General features: G+C 71.6%; 24 protein-coding genes. 14 read left to right on the forward strand and 10 right to left on the reverse strand.

The features are described from left to right. The 7 genes from ABD056_RS18275 to ABD056_RS18305 form a co-directional block, all read left to right on the forward strand. Window positions 1-804, forward strand: an 804-nt coding sequence (locus ABD056_RS18275; RefSeq protein ID WP_343869012.1) for a M48 family metalloprotease, incomplete at its 5' end; no start/stop codon positions are given. Window positions 805-875: 71 nt separating this feature from the next. Continuing rightward, a complete protein-coding gene (locus ABD056_RS18280) occupies window positions 876-1,769 on the forward strand; it encodes a dienelactone hydrolase family protein (RefSeq protein WP_343869014.1) in 894 nt (297 codons plus the stop codon). Between the two features lie 86 nt (window positions 1,770-1,855). Next, window positions 1,856-2,449 carry a TetR family transcriptional regulator gene (locus ABD056_RS18285; RefSeq protein ID WP_343869016.1) on the forward strand — a complete coding sequence of 198 codons (594 nt, stop codon included), beginning with the start codon at window positions 1,856-1,858 and terminating at the stop codon, window positions 2,447-2,449. Beyond that, window positions 2,443-3,231 (forward strand): type I methionyl aminopeptidase, encoded by a 789-nt coding sequence (gene map, locus ABD056_RS18290; RefSeq protein ID WP_343869018.1) that lies wholly within the window; start codon window positions 2,443-2,445, stop codon window positions 3,229-3,231. The genes ABD056_RS18285 and map overlap by 7 nt, the downstream gene beginning before the upstream one ends. Before the next feature lie 161 nt (window positions 3,232-3,392). After that, window positions 3,393-4,808 carry a hypothetical protein gene (locus tag ABD056_RS18295; protein WP_343869020.1) on the forward strand — a complete coding sequence of 472 codons (1,416 nt, stop codon included), beginning with the start codon at window positions 3,393-3,395 and terminating at the stop codon, window positions 4,806-4,808. 156 nt (window positions 4,809-4,964) lie between these two features. Further along, window positions 4,965-5,657: a cytidylate kinase-like family protein gene (locus ABD056_RS18300; protein WP_343869022.1), complete on the forward strand. Its 693-nt coding sequence runs from the start codon at window positions 4,965-4,967 to the stop codon at window positions 5,655-5,657. Between the two features lie 115 nt (window positions 5,658-5,772). Then, a complete protein-coding gene (locus tag ABD056_RS18305) occupies window positions 5,773-6,186 on the forward strand; it encodes a MerR family transcriptional regulator (RefSeq protein WP_343869023.1) in 414 nt (137 codons plus the stop codon). 61 nt (window positions 6,187-6,247) lie between these two features. On the opposite strand, the gene ABD056_RS18310 is transcribed toward ABD056_RS18305, so the two are convergent. After that, a complete protein-coding gene (locus tag ABD056_RS18310) occupies window positions 6,248-7,957 on the reverse strand; it encodes a methyl-accepting chemotaxis protein (protein ID WP_343869024.1) in 1,710 nt (569 codons plus the stop codon). Between the two features lie 254 nt (window positions 7,958-8,211). Here ABD056_RS18310 and ABD056_RS18315 point away from each other — a divergent pair, with 254 nt between their 5' ends. Then, entirely contained in the window at window positions 8,212-8,646 is a 435-nt protein-coding gene (locus tag ABD056_RS18315) for a hypothetical protein (RefSeq protein ID WP_343869025.1), read from the forward strand. On the opposite strand, the gene ABD056_RS18320 is transcribed toward ABD056_RS18315, so the two are convergent. From ABD056_RS18320 to ABD056_RS18330, 3 genes are all read right to left on the reverse strand, one after another. Next, window positions 8,643-9,533: an EamA family transporter gene (locus ABD056_RS18320; RefSeq protein ID WP_343869027.1), complete on the reverse strand. Its 891-nt coding sequence runs from the start codon at window positions 9,531-9,533 to the stop codon at window positions 8,643-8,645. The two genes, ABD056_RS18315 and ABD056_RS18320, sit on opposite strands and share 4 nt — an antisense overlap. Window positions 9,534-9,619: 86 nt before the next feature. Further along, window positions 9,620-10,504 (reverse strand): TIGR01459 family HAD-type hydrolase, encoded by an 885-nt coding sequence (locus ABD056_RS18325; RefSeq protein WP_343869029.1) that lies wholly within the window; start codon window positions 10,502-10,504, stop codon window positions 9,620-9,622. A 14-nt stretch (window positions 10,505-10,518) separates the two neighbouring features. Then, the gene (locus tag ABD056_RS18330; RefSeq protein WP_343869031.1) at window positions 10,519-10,863 is read right to left on the reverse strand and encodes a DUF952 domain-containing protein; all 345 of its coding nucleotides are present in this window, start codon (window positions 10,861-10,863) and stop codon (window positions 10,519-10,521) included. Window positions 10,864-11,051: 188 nt separating this feature from the next. Here ABD056_RS18330 and ABD056_RS18335 point away from each other — a divergent pair, with 188 nt between their 5' ends. Next, on the forward strand, window positions 11,052-12,035 hold the full coding sequence (locus ABD056_RS18335; protein WP_343869032.1) for an ABC transporter ATP-binding protein: 984 nt from the start codon (window positions 11,052-11,054) through the stop codon (window positions 12,033-12,035). Beyond that, on the forward strand, window positions 12,032-12,805 hold the full coding sequence (locus ABD056_RS18340; RefSeq protein WP_343869034.1) for an ABC transporter permease: 774 nt from the start codon (window positions 12,032-12,034) through the stop codon (window positions 12,803-12,805). The genes ABD056_RS18335 and ABD056_RS18340 overlap by 4 nt, the downstream gene beginning before the upstream one ends. Here the strand turns inward: ABD056_RS18340 and ABD056_RS18345 are convergent. Both ABD056_RS18345 and ABD056_RS18350 read right to left on the reverse strand, forming a co-directional pair. Continuing rightward, a complete protein-coding gene (locus ABD056_RS18345; RefSeq protein ID WP_343869036.1) occupies window positions 12,802-13,581 on the reverse strand; it encodes a TVP38/TMEM64 family protein in 780 nt (259 codons plus the stop codon). The genes ABD056_RS18340 and ABD056_RS18345 overlap by 4 nt on opposite strands. Before the next feature lie 55 nt (window positions 13,582-13,636). After that, window positions 13,637-14,194: a hypothetical protein gene (locus ABD056_RS18350; RefSeq protein ID WP_343869037.1), complete on the reverse strand. Its 558-nt coding sequence runs from the start codon at window positions 14,192-14,194 to the stop codon at window positions 13,637-13,639. A gap of 265 nt (window positions 14,195-14,459) precedes the next feature. Between ABD056_RS18350 and ispH the strand changes: the two genes are divergently transcribed. The 3 genes from ispH to rnhA are packed head-to-tail and all read left to right on the forward strand — an operon-like array spanning window position 14,460 to window position 16,908. Further along, a complete protein-coding gene (ispH, locus tag ABD056_RS18355; protein WP_343869039.1) occupies window positions 14,460-15,419 on the forward strand; it encodes a 4-hydroxy-3-methylbut-2-enyl diphosphate reductase in 960 nt (319 codons plus the stop codon). A 41-nt stretch (window positions 15,420-15,460) separates the two neighbouring features. Then, window positions 15,461-16,438, forward strand: a complete 978-nt coding sequence (locus tag ABD056_RS18360; protein WP_343869040.1) for a homoserine kinase — start codon at window positions 15,461-15,463, stop codon at window positions 16,436-16,438. Continuing rightward, window positions 16,435-16,908, forward strand: coding sequence for a ribonuclease HI (rnhA, locus tag ABD056_RS18365; protein ID WP_343869041.1), 474 nt, complete (start codon window positions 16,435-16,437; stop codon window positions 16,906-16,908). Before ABD056_RS18360 ends, rnhA begins: the two co-directional genes overlap by 4 nt. 28 nt (window positions 16,909-16,936) lie before the next feature. On the opposite strand, the gene ABD056_RS18370 is transcribed toward rnhA, so the two are convergent. The 4 genes from ABD056_RS18370 to argH all read right to left on the reverse strand — a co-directional run bounded on the left by ABD056_RS18370 (window position 16,937) and on the right by argH (window position 20,448). Continuing rightward, complete coding sequence (locus ABD056_RS18370) at window positions 16,937-17,449, reverse strand: DUF421 domain-containing protein (RefSeq protein WP_343869043.1); 513 nt, start codon at window positions 17,447-17,449, stop codon at window positions 16,937-16,939. A 120-nt stretch (window positions 17,450-17,569) separates the two neighbouring features. Next, a complete protein-coding gene (gene lysA / locus ABD056_RS18375; RefSeq protein WP_343869044.1) occupies window positions 17,570-18,853 on the reverse strand; it encodes a diaminopimelate decarboxylase in 1,284 nt (427 codons plus the stop codon). Window positions 18,854-18,862: 9 nt separating this feature from the next. Next, complete coding sequence (locus ABD056_RS18380) at window positions 18,863-19,012, reverse strand: hypothetical protein (RefSeq protein ID WP_343869046.1); 150 nt, start codon at window positions 19,010-19,012, stop codon at window positions 18,863-18,865. Continuing rightward, complete coding sequence (argH, locus tag ABD056_RS18385; protein ID WP_425545059.1) at window positions 19,012-20,448, reverse strand: argininosuccinate lyase; 1,437 nt, start codon at window positions 20,446-20,448, stop codon at window positions 19,012-19,014. Before argH ends, ABD056_RS18380 begins: the two co-directional genes overlap by 1 nt. A gap of 157 nt (window positions 20,449-20,605) precedes the next feature. On the opposite strand from argH, the gene ABD056_RS18390 reads away from it, so the two are divergent. Next, a complete protein-coding gene (locus ABD056_RS18390) occupies window positions 20,606-21,055 on the forward strand; it encodes a TlpA disulfide reductase family protein (protein ID WP_343869048.1) in 450 nt (149 codons plus the stop codon). The last annotated feature ends 84 nt before the right edge of the window (window positions 21,056-21,139 follow it).

The raw sequence follows: 21,139 nt of genomic DNA on the forward strand, positions 1-21,139 counted from the left end.
AGGGGCCCCGCCAGCCCGGCGGCGGCCCTGGTGGCGCCCGGCATCGGCCTGTACGGGCTGGCGGCGGTGACGGCGCCGCTGCTGGCGCCCCGCTTCGCCGACCGCATCCCGCCGGAGTGGAGCGTCGCCTGGGGCAGCGCCCTGGTCGCCGCCGCCGGGCCGCAGTGTGATGCCGCCGCCGGCCGCGAGGCGCTGGAGAACCTCACCGGCCGCCTGCAGGCCGCCGCCGGGCTGACGGCGCCGCTGACGCTGACGGTGGTCGACGACCCGCTGGCCGAGGGCCGTGCTCTGCCCGGCGGCCACATCCTGCTCACCCGCGGCCTGCTCGACCTGCTGCGCACGCCGGATGAGCTGGCCGGCGTGCTGGCCCTGGAGGTGGCGGCCGGCGTGCGGGTGGGGCCGGAACGCGCCATCCTCGCCAACCTGCGCCTGCCGGAGCTGGTCACCCTGTGGCTGAGCGGCCCGCGCATGGCACCGGCCGATCTGTCGGCGGCCCTGGTGCGGGCGCGGCTGCCGGCCGACGAGCAGGCTGCCCTCGATGCCCGCGCCCTCGCCCTGCTGACCGGCGCCGGCCTGCGCACGCGCGGCCTCGCCGCCTTCCACGACGTGCTGACCAGCCGCGCCGCCCAGGACGGCCGCGAGCCGCTTTACGCCCGCACCCACGCCGCCGACCGCGAGCGGCTGGAGCGGCTGCGCAGCGGTCCGGCCGGCGGCGCCGCCGCCCTCGGCTACGGCCAGTGGCAGGCGGTGAAGACGGTGTGCGCCGGGTCTCCGGGTGGCGGGGAGGCCGGCATTTCCGGCTGAGCAGGGGTTTCCTCGCGGCGCTCGCGACATCACATTGCCGCCGCAGACCTTCAACCGCCGGGAGAAGACCGATGACCGCGACCACCCGCCGCCGCCTGCCGCAGCCGATCATCGACCTGTACGACGAATACACCCACGCACCGCTGGACCGCCGCACCTTCCTCGACCGGCTGGCGGTGCTGGCCGGCGGCTCGGCGGGCGCCTACGCCCTGCTGCCGGTGCTGGAGAACAACTATGCCCTGGCGCAGATGGTGGCGGCCGACGATACCCGCCTGACCACCGAAGACGTCTCCGTCCCCGTGCCCGACGGCGGCCAGCCGGTGACCGCCTACGTCGCCCGTCCGGCCCAGGGCGGCGGGGCGCTGCCGGCGGTGATCGTCATTCACGAGAACCGCGGCCTCAACCCGCACATCCGCGACGTCGCCCGCCGGGTGGCGCTGGCCGGTTACGTGGCGGTGGCGCCCGACTTCCTGACCTCGGCCGGCGGCACGCCGGAGGACGAGGACCGCGCCCGCGACCTGATCGGCCAGCTCGACCCGGCGAAGACCCTGGCCGAGGCGCTGGCGGTGGCCGCCTACGCCCGCGAGGGCCGGCCGGACGTGACTGGCAAGGTCGGCACCGTCGGCTTCTGCTGGGGCGGGGCGCTGGTCAACCAGCTGGCGGTCAACGATCCGCAGGTGGCGGCCACCGTCTCCTACTACGGCCGCCAGCCCTCGGCGGAGGAGGCGAAGAGGATCTCGGCGCCGATCATGCTGCACTACGCCAGCCTGGACGACCGCATCAACGCCGGCATCCCGCCCTTCACCGCCGCCATGGTGGAGGCCGGCATCCCCTACACCCTGCACATGTACCAGAACGTCAACCACGCCTTCCACAACGACACCAACGGCGCCCGCTACGACAAGGCGGCGGCGGACCTGTCGTGGCAGCGGACCATGGACTTCCTCGACCGTCACCTGAAGTAGGGCGCCGGCACCCGTCGGCGACCTTGACCCGGCATTCTAGAATGTGCATTCTAAATGCCGTTCCTGCTGCCGCCGAGTGTCCCGCCGTGGTCCGTACCGCCAAGTTTTCCGATGATGCCTTCCTGACCGCCGCCGTCGGGCTGATTGCCCGCGGCGGCCCGCAGGCGGCCACCATCGCCGCCGTCGCCCGTGCCGCCGGGGCGCCCAGCGGCTCCATCTACCACCGCTTTCCGTCCCGCGACGCCCTGGTGGCGCGGGCATGGCTGACCGTTCACGACGGCTTCCGCGCCGCCGTGCTGCCGCCGTTGCGGCGGGGCGATGCCGCCGGCGCCGCCGCGGCGCTGGTGACCTGGGCGGCGGCGGAACCGCTGCACGCCGCCTTCCTGCTGCCGCACGAGCCGGAAGACCTCATCGGCGGCTCCCCGCCCGACGACCTGCGGCAGGCGGTGGCGGCAGCGCAGGAGGCGCTGGATGCCGCCTTCCTCGGCTTCTGCCGGCGGGCCGGGGCGACGGCGGAGAAGGACGTCGCCTTCTGGCGCCATGTCGTCTTCGATGCCCCGGTGGCCCTGCTGCGCCCCTACCTGCGCGGCGGCGCACCATTGCCGCCCTGGCTGCCCGGCCTGCTGCCACGGGTGCTGCCGCCGCTTCCCTCCCCCCTCCCGGATAGCCTCGCATGCTGAAGACCGCCTATCGGCCGGAGCAGATCAACGCCTGCGGCATCCCGCTGCACGACGCCGACGACATCGCCGCCATGCGCCGGGCCTGCGCCCTGGCCGCCCGCACCCTGGACATGCTGGCCGACCATGTGCGCGAGGGCGTGACCACCCTGCAGCTGGACGCCCTGTGCGAGACCTTCATGCGCGACCACGGCGCGGTGCCGGCCACCATCGGCTATCGCGGCTATCGCCATGCCAGCTGCATCTCGGTCAACCACGTGGTCACCCACGGCATCCCCACCGACCGGCAGGTGCTGCGGCCGGGCGACATCCTCAACGTCGACGTGTCGCCGCTGCTGGACGGCTGGCACGGCGATTCCAGCCGCATGTACGTGGTGGGAGAGTGCAGCGACACCGCCCGCCGGCTGATCGACACCACCCACGCCGCCATGATGGCCGGCATCGCCGTGGTGCGCCCCGGCGGCCGCATGGGCGACATCGGCGCCGCCGTCATGAAGGCGGCGCTCGCCGGGCCTTACGGCGTGGTGCGCGAATTCATCGGTCACGGCATCGGCCGCGTCTTCCACGCCCCGCCGGAGGTCCATCACGTCGCCCGCGCCGGTACCGGCGAGCGGATGGAGCCGGGCATGATCTTCACCGTCGAGCCCATGCTGACCATCGGCAAGCCGCTGGTGCGCATCCTGCCCGACGGCTGGACGGTGGTCACCCGCGACCGCAGCCTGTCGGCCCAGTTCGAGCACACGGTGCTGGTCACCGCCGACGGCCACGAGATCCTGACGCTATGACCTTGGAACCGTTCCACGGGAATAAACCCATGCTTTAAGGTGACGCGCGAAGTCACTGTATCCATGGTGACTTTCGGTTGATTTGTGTGCCCGAGTCGTCCACTCTTGTAGCGCCTTGATCCGACCGGATCGGGCCGTTCAGGGGGTACGACCGGGGCATCATGTCCGACCGAACCGAACACGCGGCGAAAACCCGCCGGGCCCGCTTCGTCGTCGACGCCGCCATGGGCGACGGCCGGGCGCTGGCGCCGGTGCCGCCGCCGCTGCGCCAGCCGCTGCGCAGCCTCGGCACCTCGGTCGGGCGCATGCGGCGGGCGCGGCTGATGCACACCGCCGCCCGCCTCTATCCCATCCTGGCCCGCATCGAGGAAAAGCTCTATCCCGCCGCCCAGCGCCTGCTGGTGCCGCTGCCGCTGGATCAGGCGCTGGAACACCCGCAGGTGGTGGAACGCGCCCTGCAGCTGTTCGACGGCGCCTGGAAGGCCGGGCTGCTGGCGGTGCGCGGCCGCGACGGCAAGCCCATCCCCGCCGGCGACCGCAAGCGCCGCGCCGCCGCCTGCGGCATGACCGTCGGCGAGGCCGAACAGATCTTCCTCGACCGCGTGGTGACGGCGGTGTTCCGCGACAACCCGATCATGGGGGAAAAGCTGCAGGGCGCCGTCGGCACCGTCGACGGCCTCGGCAAGGTGCGGGCGCTGGCCGGGCTCGACGCCCTGACGGTGGAGGAATTCACCAAGGGCCTCGGCCAGAACTTCCTGCAGATGCTGGCCCGCCTGCCGGCCGAGCAGCTGGAGGCGGTGGTCAAGCTGAAGCCCTACCACATCCGCCCGCTGCGCACGATCCTCAAGAACGACTTCCGCAAGGTGCTGGACTGGGAGCCGGGCTTCCTGACCGCCATTGCCGAAAGCTTCCACTGCGTCGAGCAGATCCGCGACCTGGACGAGGACATCGACCTGATCTCCGACCCCGACAGCATCCGCGTGCTGGGGTCGTGGACCACCATCGACATCACCGAGAAGGTGAACGAGGAACGCCGCGCCCGTGGCCAGGCGCGCCTGAAGGGCCGCCGCTTCGAGACCGACATCGGCGCCCTGCGGCGCATCCTGGGCGGCGCCTTCGCCGACCTGGTGCAGCGGCCGCCGGCCCTGCTGGCCGCCTTCGGCCAGATCATGGACGACCTGCGCACCCTGCCGCCGCAGCAGCGCGGCGACCGCATCGAGCAGCTGCGGGTCTTCGCCGAGCGCTATGTCGAGTACATGACGCCGCAGGTGCTGGTGGCGCTGAAGATCATCGGCCCCAACAACACCCGCCTGGAAAGCCGCGACAAGACCGACCCCACCTTCGGCGAGGCGCTGAACATGCTGGAAGGGCTGTGGCTGAAGGACTGGCTCGGCCGCAAGTTCTTCGAAGGGCCGCTGCAGGAGCCGCAGGGCGCCTCCGCCATCGCCCTGCTGGTCAAGCAGTTCGCCGAGATGAAGGCGCGCGGGTCGATCAAGGGCGAGGCGGAAGTGGTGCAGATCGTCGCCCACAGCGACCTGCTGGACGGGCCGCTGCGGCCGTTCATGAAGCTGCGCTGAGGCGGCCGCTCCGCTCCCCGCGCATGGCGGCGATCCTTATCCTCACGTCCGCTTCCCCTTCGGCAATACCCCTGTTTCTGCTATACTGACTCCCATGGAACACCCCCTGCCGCCACTTCCCGGACGGAAGCGCGCGGGGCAACACCGGAGGCGACAATGCCCGACGTCCAAGCCCTCATCCAGGCCATGCTGGCCGCCGCCACCGCCCCCGGCCCCACCGACAAGCCGCGCGAAAAGGTGCCTGCCATCGCCATTTCCCGCGATTACGGCTCGGGCGGCGACGAGATCGCCGAACTGCTGGCGCAGCGGCTGCATCTCAAGCTCTACAGCCAGGAAATGATCGACCGGGTGGCCAAGCGCATCGGCACCGACCCGGACACCGTGCGCCAGCTGGACGAAAGCATCGGCCGCGTGCGCGAGATGTGGCTGACCCGCCTGTTCAGCGGCCAGGACCTGTCGCCCGACACCTACAAGCGGCATCTGGTCGACGTGATCTTCAGCCTCGGCCGCGCCGGCGGCGTGCTGCTCGGACGCGGCTCGCACGTGGTGCTGTCGACCTCCACCGCCCTGCGGGTGCGCATCACCGGCTCGCCCACCGTCTGCGCCAAGCGGGTGGCGGCGGCGGAAGGCCTCAGCTACGACGAGGCGCTGGAGAAGATCCGCGAGATCAACCACAACCGCGGCAAGTTCGTGTGGGATCTGTTCGGCGTCCGCACGTCGGAGGCCAACAACTTCGACATCGTGGTCAACACCGACCGCCTGATCGACTTCAACCAAGCCGCCGCCATGCTGGAACATGCCTACCATGCCATCGGCGGCCTGAGCGAAAGCGCCGACGTTTCGGCCTGACGCCACGGGCGGCGCCGCCGGGCGCCGCCTCTGCCAGCCTTCCGGCGCAGCGGTCGCCGGCCCGCATTCCGCGGGCGGTCGCCGCGGCGCCGGCCGTTTCTCCCGGGGGTGAGCCATGACTGCCCCGCTGCCTTCCCCGCCCTGCGCCGCGCCGGTCCGCATGCGCATCGGCGAACTGGCCCGCCAGGCCGCCGTTACCGTCCGCACCATCCACCATTACGAGCGCGAAGGGCTGCTGGGTGACGGCCAGCGGTCTGCCGGCGGCCACCGCTACTATGGCCCCGACGCCCTGGCGCGGCTGGAAAAGATCCGCCAATTGAAGGACATGGGCCTGCGGCTGGACGAAATCGCCGACCTGATCGACCTGCTGTGCGGCGATCCCCTGCGCGTCGCCGACCGCCGCCGGGTGGTGGACACCCTGCGCCGCCGGCTGGCCGAGGCCGACAGCCGCATCGCCGGGCTGCGCCGGCTGCGCACCGACCTCGCCCGCCGCATCGGCGAGCTGGAGCGGCTGACGGCCGGCGCCTGACCCTGGTTCCGCGCGCCCGCGCCTCAGGCGGCGCGGATCCTGGTTCCGCGCGTCCGCCGCCTCAGGCGGCGCGGATGTGGTGGACCACCTCGGTCACCCGGCCATAGAGCAGGTCGGCCTGCTGCGACAGGCTGCTGGAGCTGACCAGCACCTGCCGCGCCGCCTGCCCGGTTTCCTGCGCCGCCGAGGTGACGGCGCCGATGGTGCTGGTGACCTGCAGGGTGCCGCTCGACACCTCCGCCACGTTGCGGGCGATTTCCTGCGTCGCGGCGTCCTGCTGCTCCATGGCGCTGGCCACCGCCTCGGTGATGGTGCTGATGCGGCCGATGGTTTCGGTGATGCCTTCGATGGCGTCCACCGCCTCGTGGGTCGCGCGCTGCATGTCGCCGATCTGGCTGGCGATCTCGTCGGTGGCGCGGGCCGTCTGGGTGGCGAGGTTCTTCACCTCGTTGGCGACGACGGCGAAGCCCTTGCCCGCCTCGCCGGCCCGGGCGGCCTCGATGGTGGCGTTCAGCGCCAGCAGGTTGGTCTGCTCGGCGATGTCGGTGATCAGCCGCACCACCTCGCCGATGCGCTCGGCGGCGCTTTCCAGGCCCTTCATGATCTCCGACGCATGGGCCGCCTTGCCCACCGCATCGCGGCTGATGTCGCTGCTTTCCTCCACCTGACGGCTGATCTCGGCGATGGAGGCCGACAGCTGCTCGGCGGCGGCGGCGACGGTGTGGACGTTGGCGGCGGCCTGTTCGGCGGCGGCACTCACCCGCGTCGCCTGCTCGCTGGTCTCGGTGGCGGTGTCGGCCATGGCCTCGGCGGTGCAGTGCATTTCCTCGGCGGCGGCGGTGATGCCCTCCACCGCCTGCTGCACGCCGTCCTGAAGCTCCGTCGCCAGCCGGTCGAGCAGCACCCGGCGCTCGTGCTCGGCCTGCGCCGTCACGTCGGCCTGCTGGCGCTCCACCTCGGCGGCATGCAGCAGGCTGTCGCGGAAGCGGGCGAGGTCGGCGCCGATGGGGCCGAATTCGTCGCTGCGCCCGGCCAGCCGCAGGGTCGAGTCGGAGGTACGGCCGGCGACCGCCGCCACGTCGTGCTCCAGCGCCTGCACCACGCCGCCGACCAGCCGCACCAGGAACAGGATGCCGGCCGCCGCCACCGCCGCGCCGATCACCGCCAGCACCAGCACCAGGGTGGTCAGCGACTGCGCCGCATCCGCCGCCCGGTGGGTGCCGTCGGCCACCGCCTCCAGCGCCGCCTGCACGGCCGGGTGGGCGCGTTCGCCGGCGCGGGCGCGCGCCGCCACCATGCCTTCCGCCGCCTCGTCGAAGGTCACCATCAGCGGATTGCCGGCCTCGCGGCCGCCGGTGGCATAGGCGGCCGCCATGGCCTTGCCGGCGTCATACCAGGCGGGGAAGTCGGCCTGCACCTCGGCGATGGCCGCCGCCACCTCCGCCAGACCGCCGTCGGCCGCCAGCCGGCGCGCCGAATCCAGGTTGGTCCGCACGCTGCGGGCATGGCGCTCCGCCTCGGCGTAGCCCGTATCCTCGCCGGTCAGGGCGACGTCGGACAGCCACTGCTGCATCTGCGGCACCCCGGCCACCGCGCGGTCGACGGCCTGCACCAGCGGCACCAGGGTCTGCGACAGGCGCTGCGTCTCCGCATCCAGGGTCGCCAGCGCCGGGCGCTGCCCGCTCACCGTCACCACCACGGCCACCGCCGCCACCCCGGCCAGCCCCAGCACCGCCGCCAGAACTGCCAGTACCTTGCCCCTGAACCCCATGTGTCCCGCCTTCCCCTGGTCTGCCCGCACCGCTGCCGGACCGGGCCCTCGCTCAACCCAGACTATAGAATCCCGCGGCCGGCGGTCCTACCTGGACGGACGGCAGGGCGCGGCAAACGGTCCCTGCCCTGTCCGATGGATGTATGGCCAATGCCCTCATATCCCATACGTCCATCCGGGTTGCCGCCCGTCGGCAACCGCCCATAATTAACCGTCGAGTCTCCTTTCCCGCCGTCATCGGAGGGCAACGCAGCATGTCGGGCCTGTCCTTCTTCAATTACGTGATGACCGGCGAGCGCCCGGCCAACGTGCCCTTCGTGTGGCGGCGGTCGCGCAGCGACTTCTCGTGGCCGACGCTGGGCGCCATCGACCCCTTGCGCGAAGGTCTGGCCGGGGTGCCGGGGGTGGTGGTGGTGTGGAGCACGGCGCGCCAGGGCCGCTACATCTACATCGGCCACAGCGCCGATCTGGCGGCGGCCATGACCATGCTGCGCGACGATCCGCAGGTGGATGCCTATGGCGCCCGCACCCTCAACGTCACCTGGGCGCCCATCGGGGTCGCCCATCGGCCCGGCGTCGTCGCCTACCTGCGGCGGGTGCTGAAGCCGGCGCTGGAGCGCTGCTCGCTGGACGAGCGCTGGCCGGTGACCGCCTCCGCCCGGCCGCTGAGCGTGCCGCTGCCGGCCTAAAGGAACAGCAGCGCCGTCCCCGCCACCACCAGCCCGCCGCCGATCCAGGCGCCGAGGGCCGGGCGTTCGCGGGTGCGCCACCACAGCAGCGGCAGGATGAGCACCGGCGTGGTGCCGGCCAGCGTCGCCACCAGCCCGGCGTCGCCGCTTTCCAGCGCCCACAGCAGCAGCGTCATGCCGATGGTCATGCCGGTCAGGCCGGAGATGCCGGTGCGCACCACCATGGCGCGGGTGAGTGGCGCCTGCGCCCGCACCAGGGCGGTGGGCAGCAGCGCCATCAGCATCAGGCCGCACACCGCCACCCCCACCCGCACCGCCGCGGCGGCGAAGGGGTCGGCGCCGGCCGCCATCACCGGCTTCACCACCAGCACGCCCACCGCCTGCGCCGCCGCCGCCGCCAGCCCCAGCGCCACCCCCTGCCACAGCGGGCCGCGCACGGTTTCCCAGTCGTGCAGCTGGCTCTTGCGCTTGCCGAACAGCACCGCCAGCACGACGCCGCCGGTGATCAGGCCGAAGCCGGCCAGCCGCTGGGCGGACAGCGGCTCGCCCAGCAGCCAGGCGCCGAGGGCGACCGTCATGGGGGCATTGGTGGCGAAAATGACGCCGGTGCGGCGCGGGCCCAGCCGCCGCAGGCAGGCGAACAGGGCGGTATCGCCGGCCATGATGCCGATGAGGCCGGAGATCACCAGCGGCAGCGTCCAGGCCTCCGCCAGGGTGGCCCAGCCGCCGGTCAGCGTCGCCAGCACCGCCACCATGACGAACACCAGCGCCATGCGCAGCCGGCCGAAGGCCAGCGCCCCCAGGGCGCGGGCCGGCTCCACCGCGATCATGCCGCCGAGCGCCCAGCAGAAGGCGGCCCCCAGCGCCGCCGTTGCCGACACCACCATGGGTCCGTCTCCGGTATGGGAAAATCAGGCCAGAGGCTTAGCGCCGGCCGCCGCGGCCGGGAAGGGCCACTCTCCGCCGCCCGCGCCTACCAGCGGAAGGCGGGGATGTAGCCGGCCGGCCGCACGCCCTCGCGCTCGGCCAGGGCCGCCACCGCCGCCGGGTCCGCCTGCTCGCCATAGCCGACGCCGAGGTCGTCGCCATGGATGCCGGCGGTGCACAGGATGGGGTCGATGCCCGCCGCCCGGCCGCCGGCGATGTCGGTGTGGAAGCTGTCGCCGATGGTGGCGACGCGGCCCCGGTCGGGCCCGCCCAGCCGCTCCAGGCAGAGGTCGTAGACGGCGCGGTCCGGCTTGCCGCGCCAGCTGACCGGGCCGCCGCCCAGCTCGGCGTAGCGGTCGGCCATGGCGCCGGCGCAGATGATGCGCTTGCCGGCGCGGATCACCACCCGGTCGGGGTTGGCGCAGACCAGCGGCAGGCGCCGGGCCGCCAGGGCGCGCAGTTCCGGCTCCAGGTCGTCCAGCGTCTGCTCGAAGCTGCGCGGCCCGGTGTCGAGCACCCAGTCGGCGGCCGCCATGTCGTCGACCATGCGATAGCCGGACAGGCCCTCCAGCACGCTCTCGTCACCGCCGCGGCCGAGGAACCACACCCGGTCCCCGAGGCCGGCATAGAACGGGTCGCGGCGGCTTTCCAGCTCCATGCGCACCGCCTCGCCGGAGGTCAGCACCTGGTCGTAGAGGCCGCGGTCGATGCCCATGGCGGTCATCGCCTCCTCCACCACCACCGACCGGCGGGGAGCGTTGGACAGCATGATGGTTGGCCGCCCCGCCTCCCGCAGCGCCGCCAGGGTGGCGACGGCGTCGGGATAGGGGGTCTGGCCGTCGTGCACCACGCCCCACAGGTCGAGGATGAAGGCGTCGTAGCGGTCGATCAGGTCGCGCAGGCCGGCGTAGGCGGCAATGGGCTCGGACATCGGATGCGGCGGCGTCAGGCGTCGGGCAGGAACGGCACGTCGTGGCCGTCGCCCGACCAGCGCACGAACTCGACGCCGGTGACGGCGCTGATGGGCAGCGGGCCGTAGATGTGCGGGAAGGTGCCGCGCTTGGCTTCTTCCCACTTCACCGCATCGCCCAGCTGCGCCGAATCGACGGTCAGCAGCACCACATCTTCGCCGGGGAAATAGCGGGCGGCGCTGTCGGCCACCTGATCGGCGGCGGAGCAGTGGATGAACCCGTCGCGCTTGTCGTGCTCCGAGCCGGTATAGGTGCCTTCGGCGACCGCAGCCTGCCAGTCGTCCATGCGGCACAGCTTGTAGATGAGGCGCTTGTCCATAGGCCGGACCCTAGCGTCATTCGGCCCGCCACACAACGGCATCGGTGGCGGCAGTCCTTTTGCCGAACTTGATAATGCGACTTATGCGCATATTCCCGCAGTCGCGTCTTGCCGTGCCGGAACGGTTGTGGAATAGATGCCTCCCCGATCTTCGGCCGTTACTCCTCCGGCGCCGGACAAGGCAGCGCATGATCGTCATCGAGCATCTCAAGCACGTCTATCCGGGTGGCCGCCGCCAGCCGGCGCGCACCGCCATTCACGACCTGTCGCTGACCGTGCCGGCGGGCAGCTTCTGCATCCTGTCCGGCCCCAACGGCAGCGGCAAGTCGACCCTGTTCCGCATCCTGTGCGGCCTGGCGAGCCCGAGCGCCGGCCGCGTCGCCATCGCCGGCCACGACGTGGCGACGGCGGCCGAGGCGGTGCGGCGGGTGCTGGGCGTGGTGTTCCAGAGCCCGGCGGTGGACAAGCACCTGTCGGTGCGCGAGAACCTGGAGCTGCACGCAGCCCTCTACGGCATCCGCGGCGCCGACCTGACGGCGCGGCTGGACGAGGCGCTCGGCTGGTCCGACCTGAAGACCCGCCTGGGCGACCGGGTGGAAACCCTGTCCGGCGGCCTCGCCCGGCAGGTGGAGCTGGCCAAGTGCCTGCTCACCCGGCCGCAGGTGCTGCTGCTGGACGAGCCGACCACCGGCCTCGACCCCGCCAGCCGCCGCAGCTTCCTGAACGTGCTGAAGCAGGTGCAGAAGACCCGCGGCATGACCGTGCTGATGACCAGCCACGTCTTTTCCGAGGCGGAGGATGCCGACAGCGTCGCCATCATGCGCGACGGCCACCTGCTGGCCCACGACACGCCGTCCGCCCTGCGCGCCCGCATCGGCCAGGAGGTGCTGGTGATCCAGGCCCGCGACGCCAATGCCCTGGCGCCGAAGCTGGCCGGCACCCTCGGCCTGCCGGTCGGCCACTACGGCGACGAGCTGCGGGTGGAAGACCTGCCGGCCGACCAGGTGCCGCGCATCGTCGAGCAGGCGCTGACCGCCCACCGGGGCGAGATCCTGTCCATCGCCGTCAAGCAGCCGACCCTGGAAGACGTGTTCATCCACATCACCGGCAAGACCCCCGCCGAAACGGCGGGCGCCATCGCCGCGGCGGTGGAGGAAGGGGCCTCCGCATGATCCGCTTCGCCGCCGCCCTCGCCCGCCGCGAGTTCGTCCGCTTCATCCGCCAGCCGCAGCGGGTCATCGGCTCCATCGGCCAGCCGCTGCTGTTCTGGGCCTTCCTGGGCGCCGGGCTGACGCCGTCGTTCCAGCCGCCGGGGCTGGAGGGCATGACCTATACGGAATACTTCTATCCCGGCGTGCTGATGATGCTGGTGCTGTTCGCCGGCATCTTCTCCACCATCACCGTCATCGAGGACCGCGACCAGGGCTTCCTGCAGGGGGTTGTGGTGGCGCCCATCCCGCGCCTTGCCATCGTGCTCGGCAAGGTCGGCGGCGGCACGCTGATCGCCCTGTTCCAGGCCCTCATCCTGCTGGTGGCGGCGCCGTTCATGGGCATGCTGCCGGGCGTCGGCGGCACGCTGATGATCGTGCTGGCGCTGACGCTGGCCGCCCTCGGCTTCACCGGCCTCGGCTTTTCCATCGCCTGGACCATGAAGTCGACGTCCGGCTTCCACGCCATCATGATGGTGTTCCTGTTCCCGCTGTGGCTGCTGTCCGGCGCCCTGTTCCCCATGCAGAACGTGCCCGCCTGGCTGCATTGGGTGATGACGGTCAACCCCGTCACCCATGCGGTGACGGTGCTGCGCGGCCCCTTCTACACCGCCCCCGCCACCCTGCTGGCCGACGGCGGCTACCTGACCTCGCTGGCGGTGCTGGTGGGGTGGGTGGTGCTGTCGCTGTGGCTGAGCGTGCGGCGGGTGACGAAGCGCGACCGCGGCATCTAGCTGCGCCCCTCGCCCTCGCCGTCGCCGCCGGCCGGCGAGGATGGCGGCGCCGGCGGGTGTGAGCCGTGGCCGCGGCGATGGCGGCGGCGCCGGCGGTGACGGCGCAGCGCCTTGATCAGCACCGGCGCCAGCGCCACCGCCGCCAGCCCGACCAGCGGCACGATCACGTCGGCCGACATCAGGATCTCCGACGGCACCATCTCCGCCGCCGCCAGGTTGGACAGGCTGGAGCCGATGCCGCCCAGCACGAAGCTGATGGGCAGGAGGCCGAGCGCCGTGGCGGCGAACACCTTGCCCAGGTGGATGGGAAACACCACCGGCACCAGGTTCACCAGCCACGCCGGCAGCACCGGCAGCAGGCGGGCGGCCAGGATCCAGTTGAAGCCGTCCTCCACCACCGCCCGCTCCAGGTGGGAGATGCGGTGGCCGAAGCGGCGGTCCAGGGTGTCGAACAGCAGCATCCGGCCGAAATAGCCCACCGCCACCGCCCCCAGCGCCGCCCCCACCGCTGCCAGGATGGGGCCGAGGATGCTGCCGAACAGGTAGCCGCCGGCCAGCATGAGGATGATGCCGCCGGGAAAGGGCGTGATCTTGCCCAGGCTGGCGACCACCAGGAAGGCGGCGGCACCAAGCACCGGGTTGAGGTCCACCCAATACTCGATGCCGCGCTGGGCGGAGACCAGCATCTCCCGCGCCCAGCCGCCATAGCGCACCAGAAAGCCGGCGCAGGCGGCGGCGAACAGGGCCAGGAACAGGATCAGGAAGCGGCGTTGCATAGGCCGATAACGGCCGGCGGTCGGCGGCGGCTCCCCCATCCCCGGCGATCCGGCGTCAGCGGACGCCGGTCTCGCGGTTGTAGCGCAGCTGATCGGCGGTCAGCTGCAGGCCGAGGTAGATGTCCACCGCCTCCAGGCTCTCGCCGCCCTTGCGCGGCAGGGTGAGGGTCAGCGGCTCGTCGGCGATGCGCACGCGCGGGGTCACCGGGTCGGGGAACTGGAAGCCGAGGCCGAACACTTCCTTGGCCGCCGGGCTCGGGTAGTACTGCGGAATGGCGACGAAGTACTGGAAGGTGCCCTGCACCAGGCCGTCGCCGGCCGCCGGCCCCTTCTCCACCGTGAAGCCGGGGGTGAGGGTGAGGATCACCTCGGTGGGGCGGTACTCGCACTCGCCCAGGTAGCCGGCGACGTCGATCTTGTGGACCATGTCGGTGATGTCGCGCCCCTCGCCCCGGAAGGTCACCGCCTGCGACGTCATGCGGTCCAGCCGCACGGTCGGGCACGGCGGCGGCACCTCCTTCTCCAGCGACATGCCGGAGCAGCCGGCCAGCATCAGGGCGGCGCCGGCGGCGCAGACGACGCGGCGGAGGGCAGGGGAAACGGTGACGGACATGACGGCTCCCGGTCTCGGGTGGCGAAAGACGGTGTGACAGAGATACTTGCTCCCGCCTTCGGCGGCAACCGGCATCACCGCCCTGCCCCGCATGGCGGAGGTGCCGCCGCGCCGGCCCATTTCCCTTTCATCCCGGCGCGCTCATCTGGTATTGCATGGGTCGGCGCCCGCGCCCCGCCCTGCCCGAGCCGCCGGGCGGCGCCCCGGTCGCCCGGCCGGGCGCCGTGTTCCGGCCCTTTCCCGGACCAGCCGGATGCACACCCCGATGACCGATACGCCGAAGCCCCTGCCCCCGCTGACCATCGTGCTTGCCGGACCGCGCGGCTTCTGCGCCGGCGTCGACCGCGCCATCCAGATCGTCGAGCGGGCGCTGGACAAGTTCGGCGCCCCGGTCTACGTGCGGCATGAAATCGTCCACAACAAGTTCGTCGTCGACGGCCTGCGCGCCAAGGGCGCGGTGTTCGTCGAGGAACTGGACCAGGTGCCCGACGAGGCGCCGGTCATCTTCTCCGCCCACGGCGTGCCCAAGCGGGTGCCGGACGAGGCGGGGCGGCGCGGCCTCACCTACCTGGATGCCACCTGTCCGCTGGTCAGCAAGGTCCATACCGAGGCCGAACGCCACCACGAGGCCGGCCGCCAGATCATCCTCATCGGCCACGCCAACCACCCGGAAGTGATCGGCACCATGGGTCAGGTGCCCGACGGCGCCATGCTGCTGGTCGAAGACCTGGAGCAGGCCGAGGCGGTGCAGCCGGCCGACCCGGAAAACCTCGCCTTCGTCACCCAGACCACCCTGTCGGTGGACGAGACGGCGGCCATCGTCGCCGTGCTGCGGCGGCGCTTCCCGGCCCTGCAGGGGCCGCGCAAGGAAGACATCTGCTACGCCACCACCAACCGGCAGGCCGCCGTGCGCGCCATGGCCGCCGGCGTCGATGCGGTGCTGGTGCTGGGCGCCCCCAACTCGTCCAACAGCCGCCGGCTGGTGGAAGTGGCGAAGGGCGCCGGCTGCGACCGCTCCATCCTGGTGCAGCGCGCCGCCGACATCGACTGGACCAGCCTGGACGGCGTCGCCCGCCTGGGCGTCACCGCCGGCGCCAGCGCCCCGGAGGTGCTGGTGGAAGAGGTGATCGAGGCGGCCCGCGCCCGCTTCGCCGTCACCCTGGAACACGCCACGCTGACCGAAGAGACCATCACCTTCAAGCTGCCGCGCGCGCTGAGCGCCTGACCGCCGCCGCGCCCCTTCACGACAGGACCACGGAACGCCCCATGGCAGTCTACACCGACGTTTCCGACGAGGATCTGGCCGCCTTCGTCGCGCAGTACGACATCGGAACGGTCGAAAGCTGCAAGGGCATCGCCGAGGGGGTGGAAAACTCCAACTACCTGCTGCAGACCGAGCGCGGGCCGTTCATCCTGACGCTCTATGAAAAGCGCGTCGACCCGGCCGACCTGCCGTTCTTCCTCGGCCTGATGGACCATCTGGCGGCCAAGGGCGTGAAGTGCCCCACCCCCATCCACGGCCGCGACGGCCGGGCGCTGCGGGAACTGTGCGGCCGCCCCGCCGCCATCACCGGCTTCCTGCGCGGCATGTGGCCGAAGCGCATCCTGCCCTACCACACCGCCGAACTGGGCAAGGCCATGGCGCAGATGCACGCCGCCGCCGCCGACTTCTCCCTGCGCCGGCCCAACAACCTGTCGGTGGACGGCTGGCGCCCGCTGTTCGACCGCTGCGCCGACGCCGCCGACAGCGTGCAGCCCGGCCTGCGCGACACCATCGCCCGCGAGCTGGACGTGCTGGAAGCCCGCTGGCCGCGCGACCTGCCGACCGGCGTCATCCATGCCGACCTGTTCCCCGACAACGTGTTCTTCCTGGGCGAGCGGTGCTCCGGCCTGATCGACTTCTACTTCGCCTGCACCGACGCCTTTGCCTACGACCTCGCCATCTGCCTCAATGCCTGGTGCTTCGAGGCCGACTGGTCGTTCAACGTCACCAAGGCGCGGCTGATGCTGGCTGCCTACCGCAAGGAACGGCCGGTGTCGCAGGCGGAGTACGAGGCACTGCCCATCCTCTGCCGCGGCGCCGCCATGCGCTTCCTGCTCACCCGCCTGTACGACTGGGTGAACACCCCGGAAGGCGCCCTGGTGAAGCGCAAGGACCCCATCGAATACCTGCGCAAGCTGACCTTCCACCAGACGGTGCCCAGCGCCGGCGCCTATGGCTTCGACCCGGTGACGGCGGCATGAGCGAGACCGAACCCAAGGCCGACACCGGCCGGGTGGAGCTGTTCACCGACGGCGCCTGTTCCGGCAATCCCGGCCCCGGCGGCTGGGGCGCCATCCTGCGCTTCAAGGGGGTGGAGAAGGAACTGTCCGGCGCCGAGGCCGCCACCACCAACAACCGCATGGAACTGCTGGCGGTGATCGAGGGCTTGAACGCCCTCACCCGGCCGGTGGCGGTGGATGTCTATACCGACAGCCGCTACGTCATGGACGGCATCACCAAGTGGATCTTCGGCTGGAAGAAGAACGGCTGGAAGACCGCCGACAAAAAGCCGGTGAAGAACGCCGAGCTGTGGCAGAGCCTGGACGAAGCCCGGCGCCGCCACGACGTGTCGTTCCACTGGGTGAAGGGCCACGCCGGCCACCCGGAAAACGAACGCGCCGACGAACTGGCCCGCACCGCCATCAAGACCCTGCGCGAAAACGCCGGCTGACGGCTGGGCGACGGCGGGCGAGTGACCGTCAGCCGATGCGGCCGACGGTCGCCATGGCGTCGTAGCCCTCCACCGGCTCGCCGCTGACGACGCTGAAGGTGCCGTCGGTTTCCAGCACCACCGCCGTCACCTGCGACAGGTCCGCCTGACCGCTCGACCGCACCGCCGCCAGCACCTCTTCCGGCGCCACCCGTTCGGCCAGCAGGGCGCCGTGCAGCATCTCGCCCCGGTGCAGCAGCAGGCGCGGTTCCGCCTTCACCAGCCGGCGGAAGCGCGGCGAGCGGGCGGAGCCCCAGGCCACCGCCATCTGCAGCCCGATCAGCAGGGCGAAGGCCGCCGCCCCTTCCGCCAGCGCCACGTCGCGCGACAGCAGCACCGTCGCCAGGGTGGAGCCCAGCGCCACGGTGACCACGAAATCGAAGGCGTTCATCTTCGACAGGGTGCGCTTGCCGGTCAGCCGCAGCAGCACCACCAGCGCCACATAGGCCAGCGTGCCGACCACCACCACCCGCAAGAGCCCCTCCCACTGATCGAAAAACACCGCGTCCTCCTGTATGGGCTTCGTCCTGCCAGGGGAACGCGGCGGCGGGCGCAAACGCATCAGGGGCGGCCCGCATCGGCGAGCCGCCCCTGATGTTTTCCGTCAGGCGCCGGTGTGGCGTCAGCCGCCCTGCTGCCAGGGGGCGAGGTCTTCCAGCGCCACCATCTCTTCCCAGCTCGGGCGGCGGCGGACGACGGCGTACTGGTCGCCGTTGACCAGCACTTCCGGCACCAGCGGGCGGCCGTTGTAGCTGTTGGACATGGCGGCGCCATAGGCGCCGGCGGTGCGCAGCACCAGCAGGTCGTCGGCCTCCAGCCGCGGCAGCGAGCGCTGCTTGGCGAAGATGTCGGAGCTTTCGCAGATCGGCCCCACCACGTCCACCAGTTCGCGATCGCTGCCGGCGGCGGGCTCGGCGACGGGGGCGATGTCGTGGAAGGCATCGTACATGGCCGGGCGGACGAGGTCGTTCATGCCGGCGTCGACGATGAGGAAGGTGCGCGTCGCCCCCTCCTTGCGGTAGATCACCCTGGTCAGCAGCACGCCGGCATTGGCGGTGATGAGGCGGCCCGGCTCCAGCAGGATCTTGCAGCCGAGGTCGCCCAGTTCCTGGCGGATGACCTTGGCATAATCGGCCGGCGGCATGGGCGTCGGGTCGCCTTCGCGGTCGTAGGGCACGCCGAGGCCGCCGCCGATGTCCAGCCGTTCGATCGCGATGCCGTCGGCGCGCAGGATGGCGAGCAGGTCGCGCATGCGGCGGAAGGCGGCGGCGAAGGGCGCCAGGTCGGCGATCTGGCTGCCGATGTGCATGGCGATGGCCTTGACCTCGATCCCGTCCAGCCCGGCCGCCAGCCGGTACAGGCCATGGGCCTGGGTCCAGGCGATGCCGAACTTGTTGTCGAGCTTGCCGGTGGTGATTTTCTCGTGGGTGCCGGCCTCGACGTCCGGGTTGACGCGGATGGCGATGGGCGCCTTCACCCCCTTCTCCCGCGCCACGGCATCCAGCAGCCGCAGTTCCGGCTCGCTCTCCACATTGATCTGGAAGATGCCCTGGTCGAGGGCATAGGCCAGGTCGTCGCGGGTCTTGCCGACGCCCGAGAACACGATGCGCGACGCGGGGATGCCGGCGTGCAGGGCGGCGTACAGCTCGCCGCCCGAGACCACGTCGGCGCCGGCGCCCAGATCGGCCAGCGTGCGCAGCACCGCCCGGTTGCCGTTGGCCTTGGTGGCGAAGTGGACGCTGGTGTCAAGCCCGGCCTCGGCCAGGGCGCCGGTGAAGACGCTCCAGTGCCGCCGCAGGGTGGCGGTGGAATAGACGTAGACCGGCGTGCCGACCGCCGCCGCGATGGTGGCGAGCGGCACGTCCTCGCAATGGAGGATGCCGTCGCGGTAGGAGAAGTGGTGCATCGAAGGGCCTCAGCGGGACGGATACTGGCGCGGGAAGGTGGAGCCGTCGGGCGCCTGATTGGCGCCGCGCTTGCCGCAGGCGGCCAGCGGCGCCGCCAGGGCGGCCACCACCGCCAGCAGCACCAGCAGGCGGCCGGCGCGGGTGAAGGCGGCGGCCATCAGTCGTCCTCCCCGGCGGTGATGGTGGGACCGTCGGCCAGGAACACGTCGCGCGCCGCATGGGCGGCCGCCCGCACGTTGTCCGGCGCCGTGCCGCCGAAGCTGGTGCGGCTGCGCACGCTCGCCTCCACCGTCAGCACCGCCTTGGCGGCCTCGGTGATGCCGGGCTCGATGGTCTGCATCTCGGCCAGCGTCAGGTCGGGCAGGTCGCAGCCCTTGTCCTCCGCCAGCTTGACCAGGCTGCCGGCGACGTGGTGGGCGCGGCGGAACGGCATGTTCAGCTCCCGCACCAGCCAGTCGGCCATGTCGGTGGCGGTGGTGAAGCCGGCCGAGGCGCTCTCGCGGCAGCGCTCGCTGTTGACGCGCAGGTCGGTGAGCATGCCGGTCATGGCGGCAAGGCCCAGTTCCAGGGTGTCGAAGGCCTCGAACACCGGTTCCTTGTCGTCCTGCATGTCCTTGGAATAGGCCAGCGGCAGGCCCTTCATGACGATCAGCAGGCTGTTGAGGTCGCCGATGACGCGCCCCGCCTTGGCGCGCACCAGCTCGGCGGCGTCGGGGTTGCGCTTCTGCGGCATGATGGAGGAGCCGGTGGTATAGGCGTCCGACAGCTTGACGAAGGCGAACTGCGCCGTCGTCCAGATGACCATTTCCTCCGCCAGCCGCGACAGGTGGACGGCGCAGATGGCCGCCGACGACAGGAATTCCAGCGCGAAGTCGCGGTCCGACACCGCATCCAGCGAGTTGGCGCAGGGGCGGTCGAAGCCCAGCATCTCCGCCGTCGCGTGGCGGTCGATGGGGAAGCTGGTGCCGGCCAGCGCGGCGGCGCCGAGCGGGCTTTCGTTCAGGCGGGTGCGGCAGTCGCCGAAGCGGCCGCGGTCACGCCCGAACATCTCCACATAAGCCATCATGTGGTGGCCGAAGGTGATCGGCTGCGCCGCCTGCAGGTGGGTGAAGCCGGGCATGACCGTTTCGGCATGGGCCTCGGCCTGGGTGATGAGGGCCCGCTGCAGACCCTCCAGCGCCCGGTCGATCAGGTCGATGGCGTCGCGCGTCCACAGGCGGAAGTCGGTCGCCACCTGATCGTTGCGCGAGCGGGCGGTGTGCAGGCGGCCGGCCGGCTCGCCGATGATCTCGGCCAGCCGGGCCTCCACGTTCATGTGGATGTCCTCAAGCTCGGTCTTGAACTCGAAGCGGCCGTCTTCGATCTCTTGCAGGACCTGGTCGAGTCCGTCGATGATGGCGCGGCCGTCCGCCTCGGTCAGGATGCCCTGGCGGACCAGCATGGCGCAGTGGGCCTTGGAGCCCATGATGTCGTGCCGGTAGAACCGCTTGTCGAAGCCGATGGAGGCGTTGATCTTCTCCATGACGGCGGACGGGCCGCTTTCGAACCGGCCGCCCCACATGGCATTGGAGGCCTGCTTGCTATTGTCGCTCATGAACGGACTACTCGGGTTGTTCGCGGGCAGAGGGGCGCGGATCGCTGGCTGCGGTCTCGGCGCCCTGGGCGTGATTGCGATCATCACCATAACGGCTCCGTCCGCAAGGGGCCAGAACGCCGTTGCCGCCGATATCGGCGGTGTCCGGGTGCCGCATATGGTGAAGGTGGAAAACCCCGCCGCCCTGCCCGACACCCCCTTCCGCGACGGCAGCGGCGCCGCCGTCAGCCTGGCGGACTTCCGCGGCCGGGTGGTGGTGGTGAACTTCTGGGCGACGTGGTGCGCCCCCTGCGTCAAGGAGATGCCCGACCTCGACCGCCTGGCGGCGGCGGTGGCCGACGACGACCGCATCGCCGTGCTGACCATCAACGAGGACCGCAACGGCGACACCGTGGCCGCCGCCTGGCTTCAGGACCAGGGCCTGACGGCGCTGGAACCCTATGTCGACGACAAGCAGGCGCTGGCCCGCGCGCTGGGCATGCGGGGGATGCCGACCACCTACCTGATCGGCAAGGACGGCACCAAGCTGGCCTACAAGGAAGGCATCGCCGAATGGGCGGCGCCGGAGTTCATCGCGGCGCTGAAGGCGCTGGCGGCGGCGGAGTAAGGGTCAGCCACCCGGGGGTAGAACCACCAAGGCACCAAGACACCAAGGGGAGTCAGCCCAGCCGGGCCGCCTCCGTTGACCTAC

Origin of the sequence: Caenispirillum bisanense (assembly GCF_039523075.1) — a bacterium.
Taxonomy (GTDB): Bacteria; Pseudomonadota; Alphaproteobacteria; order Rhodospirillales; family Rhodospirillaceae; genus Caenispirillum; species Caenispirillum bisanense.

What these genes read in the sequence shown, in the direction of transcription:
- lysA (WP_343869044.1), bottom strand. Translation starts at nt 18,853, where the DNA reads ATGCACCACTTCTCCTACCGCGACGGCATCCTCCATTGCGAGGACGTG.
- ispH (WP_343869039.1), top strand. Translation starts at nt 14,460, where the DNA reads ATGACCGATACGCCGAAGCCCCTGCCCCCGCTGACCATCGTGCTTGCC.
- ABD056_RS18310 (WP_343869024.1), bottom strand. Translation starts at nt 7,957, where the DNA reads ATGGGGTTCAGGGGCAAGGTACTGGCAGTTCTGGCGGCGGTGCTGGGG.
- ABD056_RS18360 (WP_343869040.1), top strand. Translation starts at nt 15,461, where the DNA reads ATGGCAGTCTACACCGACGTTTCCGACGAGGATCTGGCCGCCTTCGTC.
- ABD056_RS18280 (WP_343869014.1), top strand. Translation starts at nt 876, where the DNA reads ATGACCGCGACCACCCGCCGCCGCCTGCCGCAGCCGATCATCGACCTG.
- ABD056_RS18300 (WP_343869022.1), top strand. Translation starts at nt 4,965, where the DNA reads ATGCCCGACGTCCAAGCCCTCATCCAGGCCATGCTGGCCGCCGCCACC.
- map (WP_343869018.1), top strand. Translation starts at nt 2,443, where the DNA reads ATGCTGAAGACCGCCTATCGGCCGGAGCAGATCAACGCCTGCGGCATC.
- ABD056_RS18295 (WP_343869020.1), top strand. Translation starts at nt 3,393, where the DNA reads ATGTCCGACCGAACCGAACACGCGGCGAAAACCCGCCGGGCCCGCTTC.
- ABD056_RS18315 (WP_343869025.1), top strand. Translation starts at nt 8,212, where the DNA reads ATGTCGGGCCTGTCCTTCTTCAATTACGTGATGACCGGCGAGCGCCCG.
- argH (WP_425545059.1), bottom strand. Translation starts at nt 20,448, where the DNA reads ATGAGCGACAATAGCAAGCAGGCCTCCAATGCCATGTGGGGCGGCCGG.
- ABD056_RS18325 (WP_343869029.1), bottom strand. Translation starts at nt 10,504, where the DNA reads ATGTCCGAGCCCATTGCCGCCTACGCCGGCCTGCGCGACCTGATCGAC.
- ABD056_RS18340 (WP_343869034.1), top strand. Translation starts at nt 12,032, where the DNA reads ATGATCCGCTTCGCCGCCGCCCTCGCCCGCCGCGAGTTCGTCCGCTTC.
- ABD056_RS18320 (WP_343869027.1), bottom strand. Translation starts at nt 9,533, where the DNA reads ATGGTGGTGTCGGCAACGGCGGCGCTGGGGGCCGCCTTCTGCTGGGCG.
- ABD056_RS18380 (WP_343869046.1), bottom strand. Translation starts at nt 19,012, where the DNA reads ATGGCCGCCGCCTTCACCCGCGCCGGCCGCCTGCTGGTGCTGCTGGCG.
- ABD056_RS18350 (WP_343869037.1), bottom strand. Translation starts at nt 14,194, where the DNA reads ATGTCCGTCACCGTTTCCCCTGCCCTCCGCCGCGTCGTCTGCGCCGCC.
- ABD056_RS18345 (WP_343869036.1), bottom strand. Translation starts at nt 13,581, where the DNA reads ATGCAACGCCGCTTCCTGATCCTGTTCCTGGCCCTGTTCGCCGCCGCC.
- ABD056_RS18390 (WP_343869048.1), top strand. Translation starts at nt 20,606, where the DNA reads ATGGTGAAGGTGGAAAACCCCGCCGCCCTGCCCGACACCCCCTTCCGC.
- ABD056_RS18330 (WP_343869031.1), bottom strand. Translation starts at nt 10,863, where the DNA reads ATGGACAAGCGCCTCATCTACAAGCTGTGCCGCATGGACGACTGGCAG.
- ABD056_RS18335 (WP_343869032.1), top strand. Translation starts at nt 11,052, where the DNA reads ATGATCGTCATCGAGCATCTCAAGCACGTCTATCCGGGTGGCCGCCGC.
- rnhA (WP_343869041.1), top strand. Translation starts at nt 16,435, where the DNA reads ATGAGCGAGACCGAACCCAAGGCCGACACCGGCCGGGTGGAGCTGTTC.
- ABD056_RS18305 (WP_343869023.1), top strand. Translation starts at nt 5,773, where the DNA reads ATGACTGCCCCGCTGCCTTCCCCGCCCTGCGCCGCGCCGGTCCGCATG.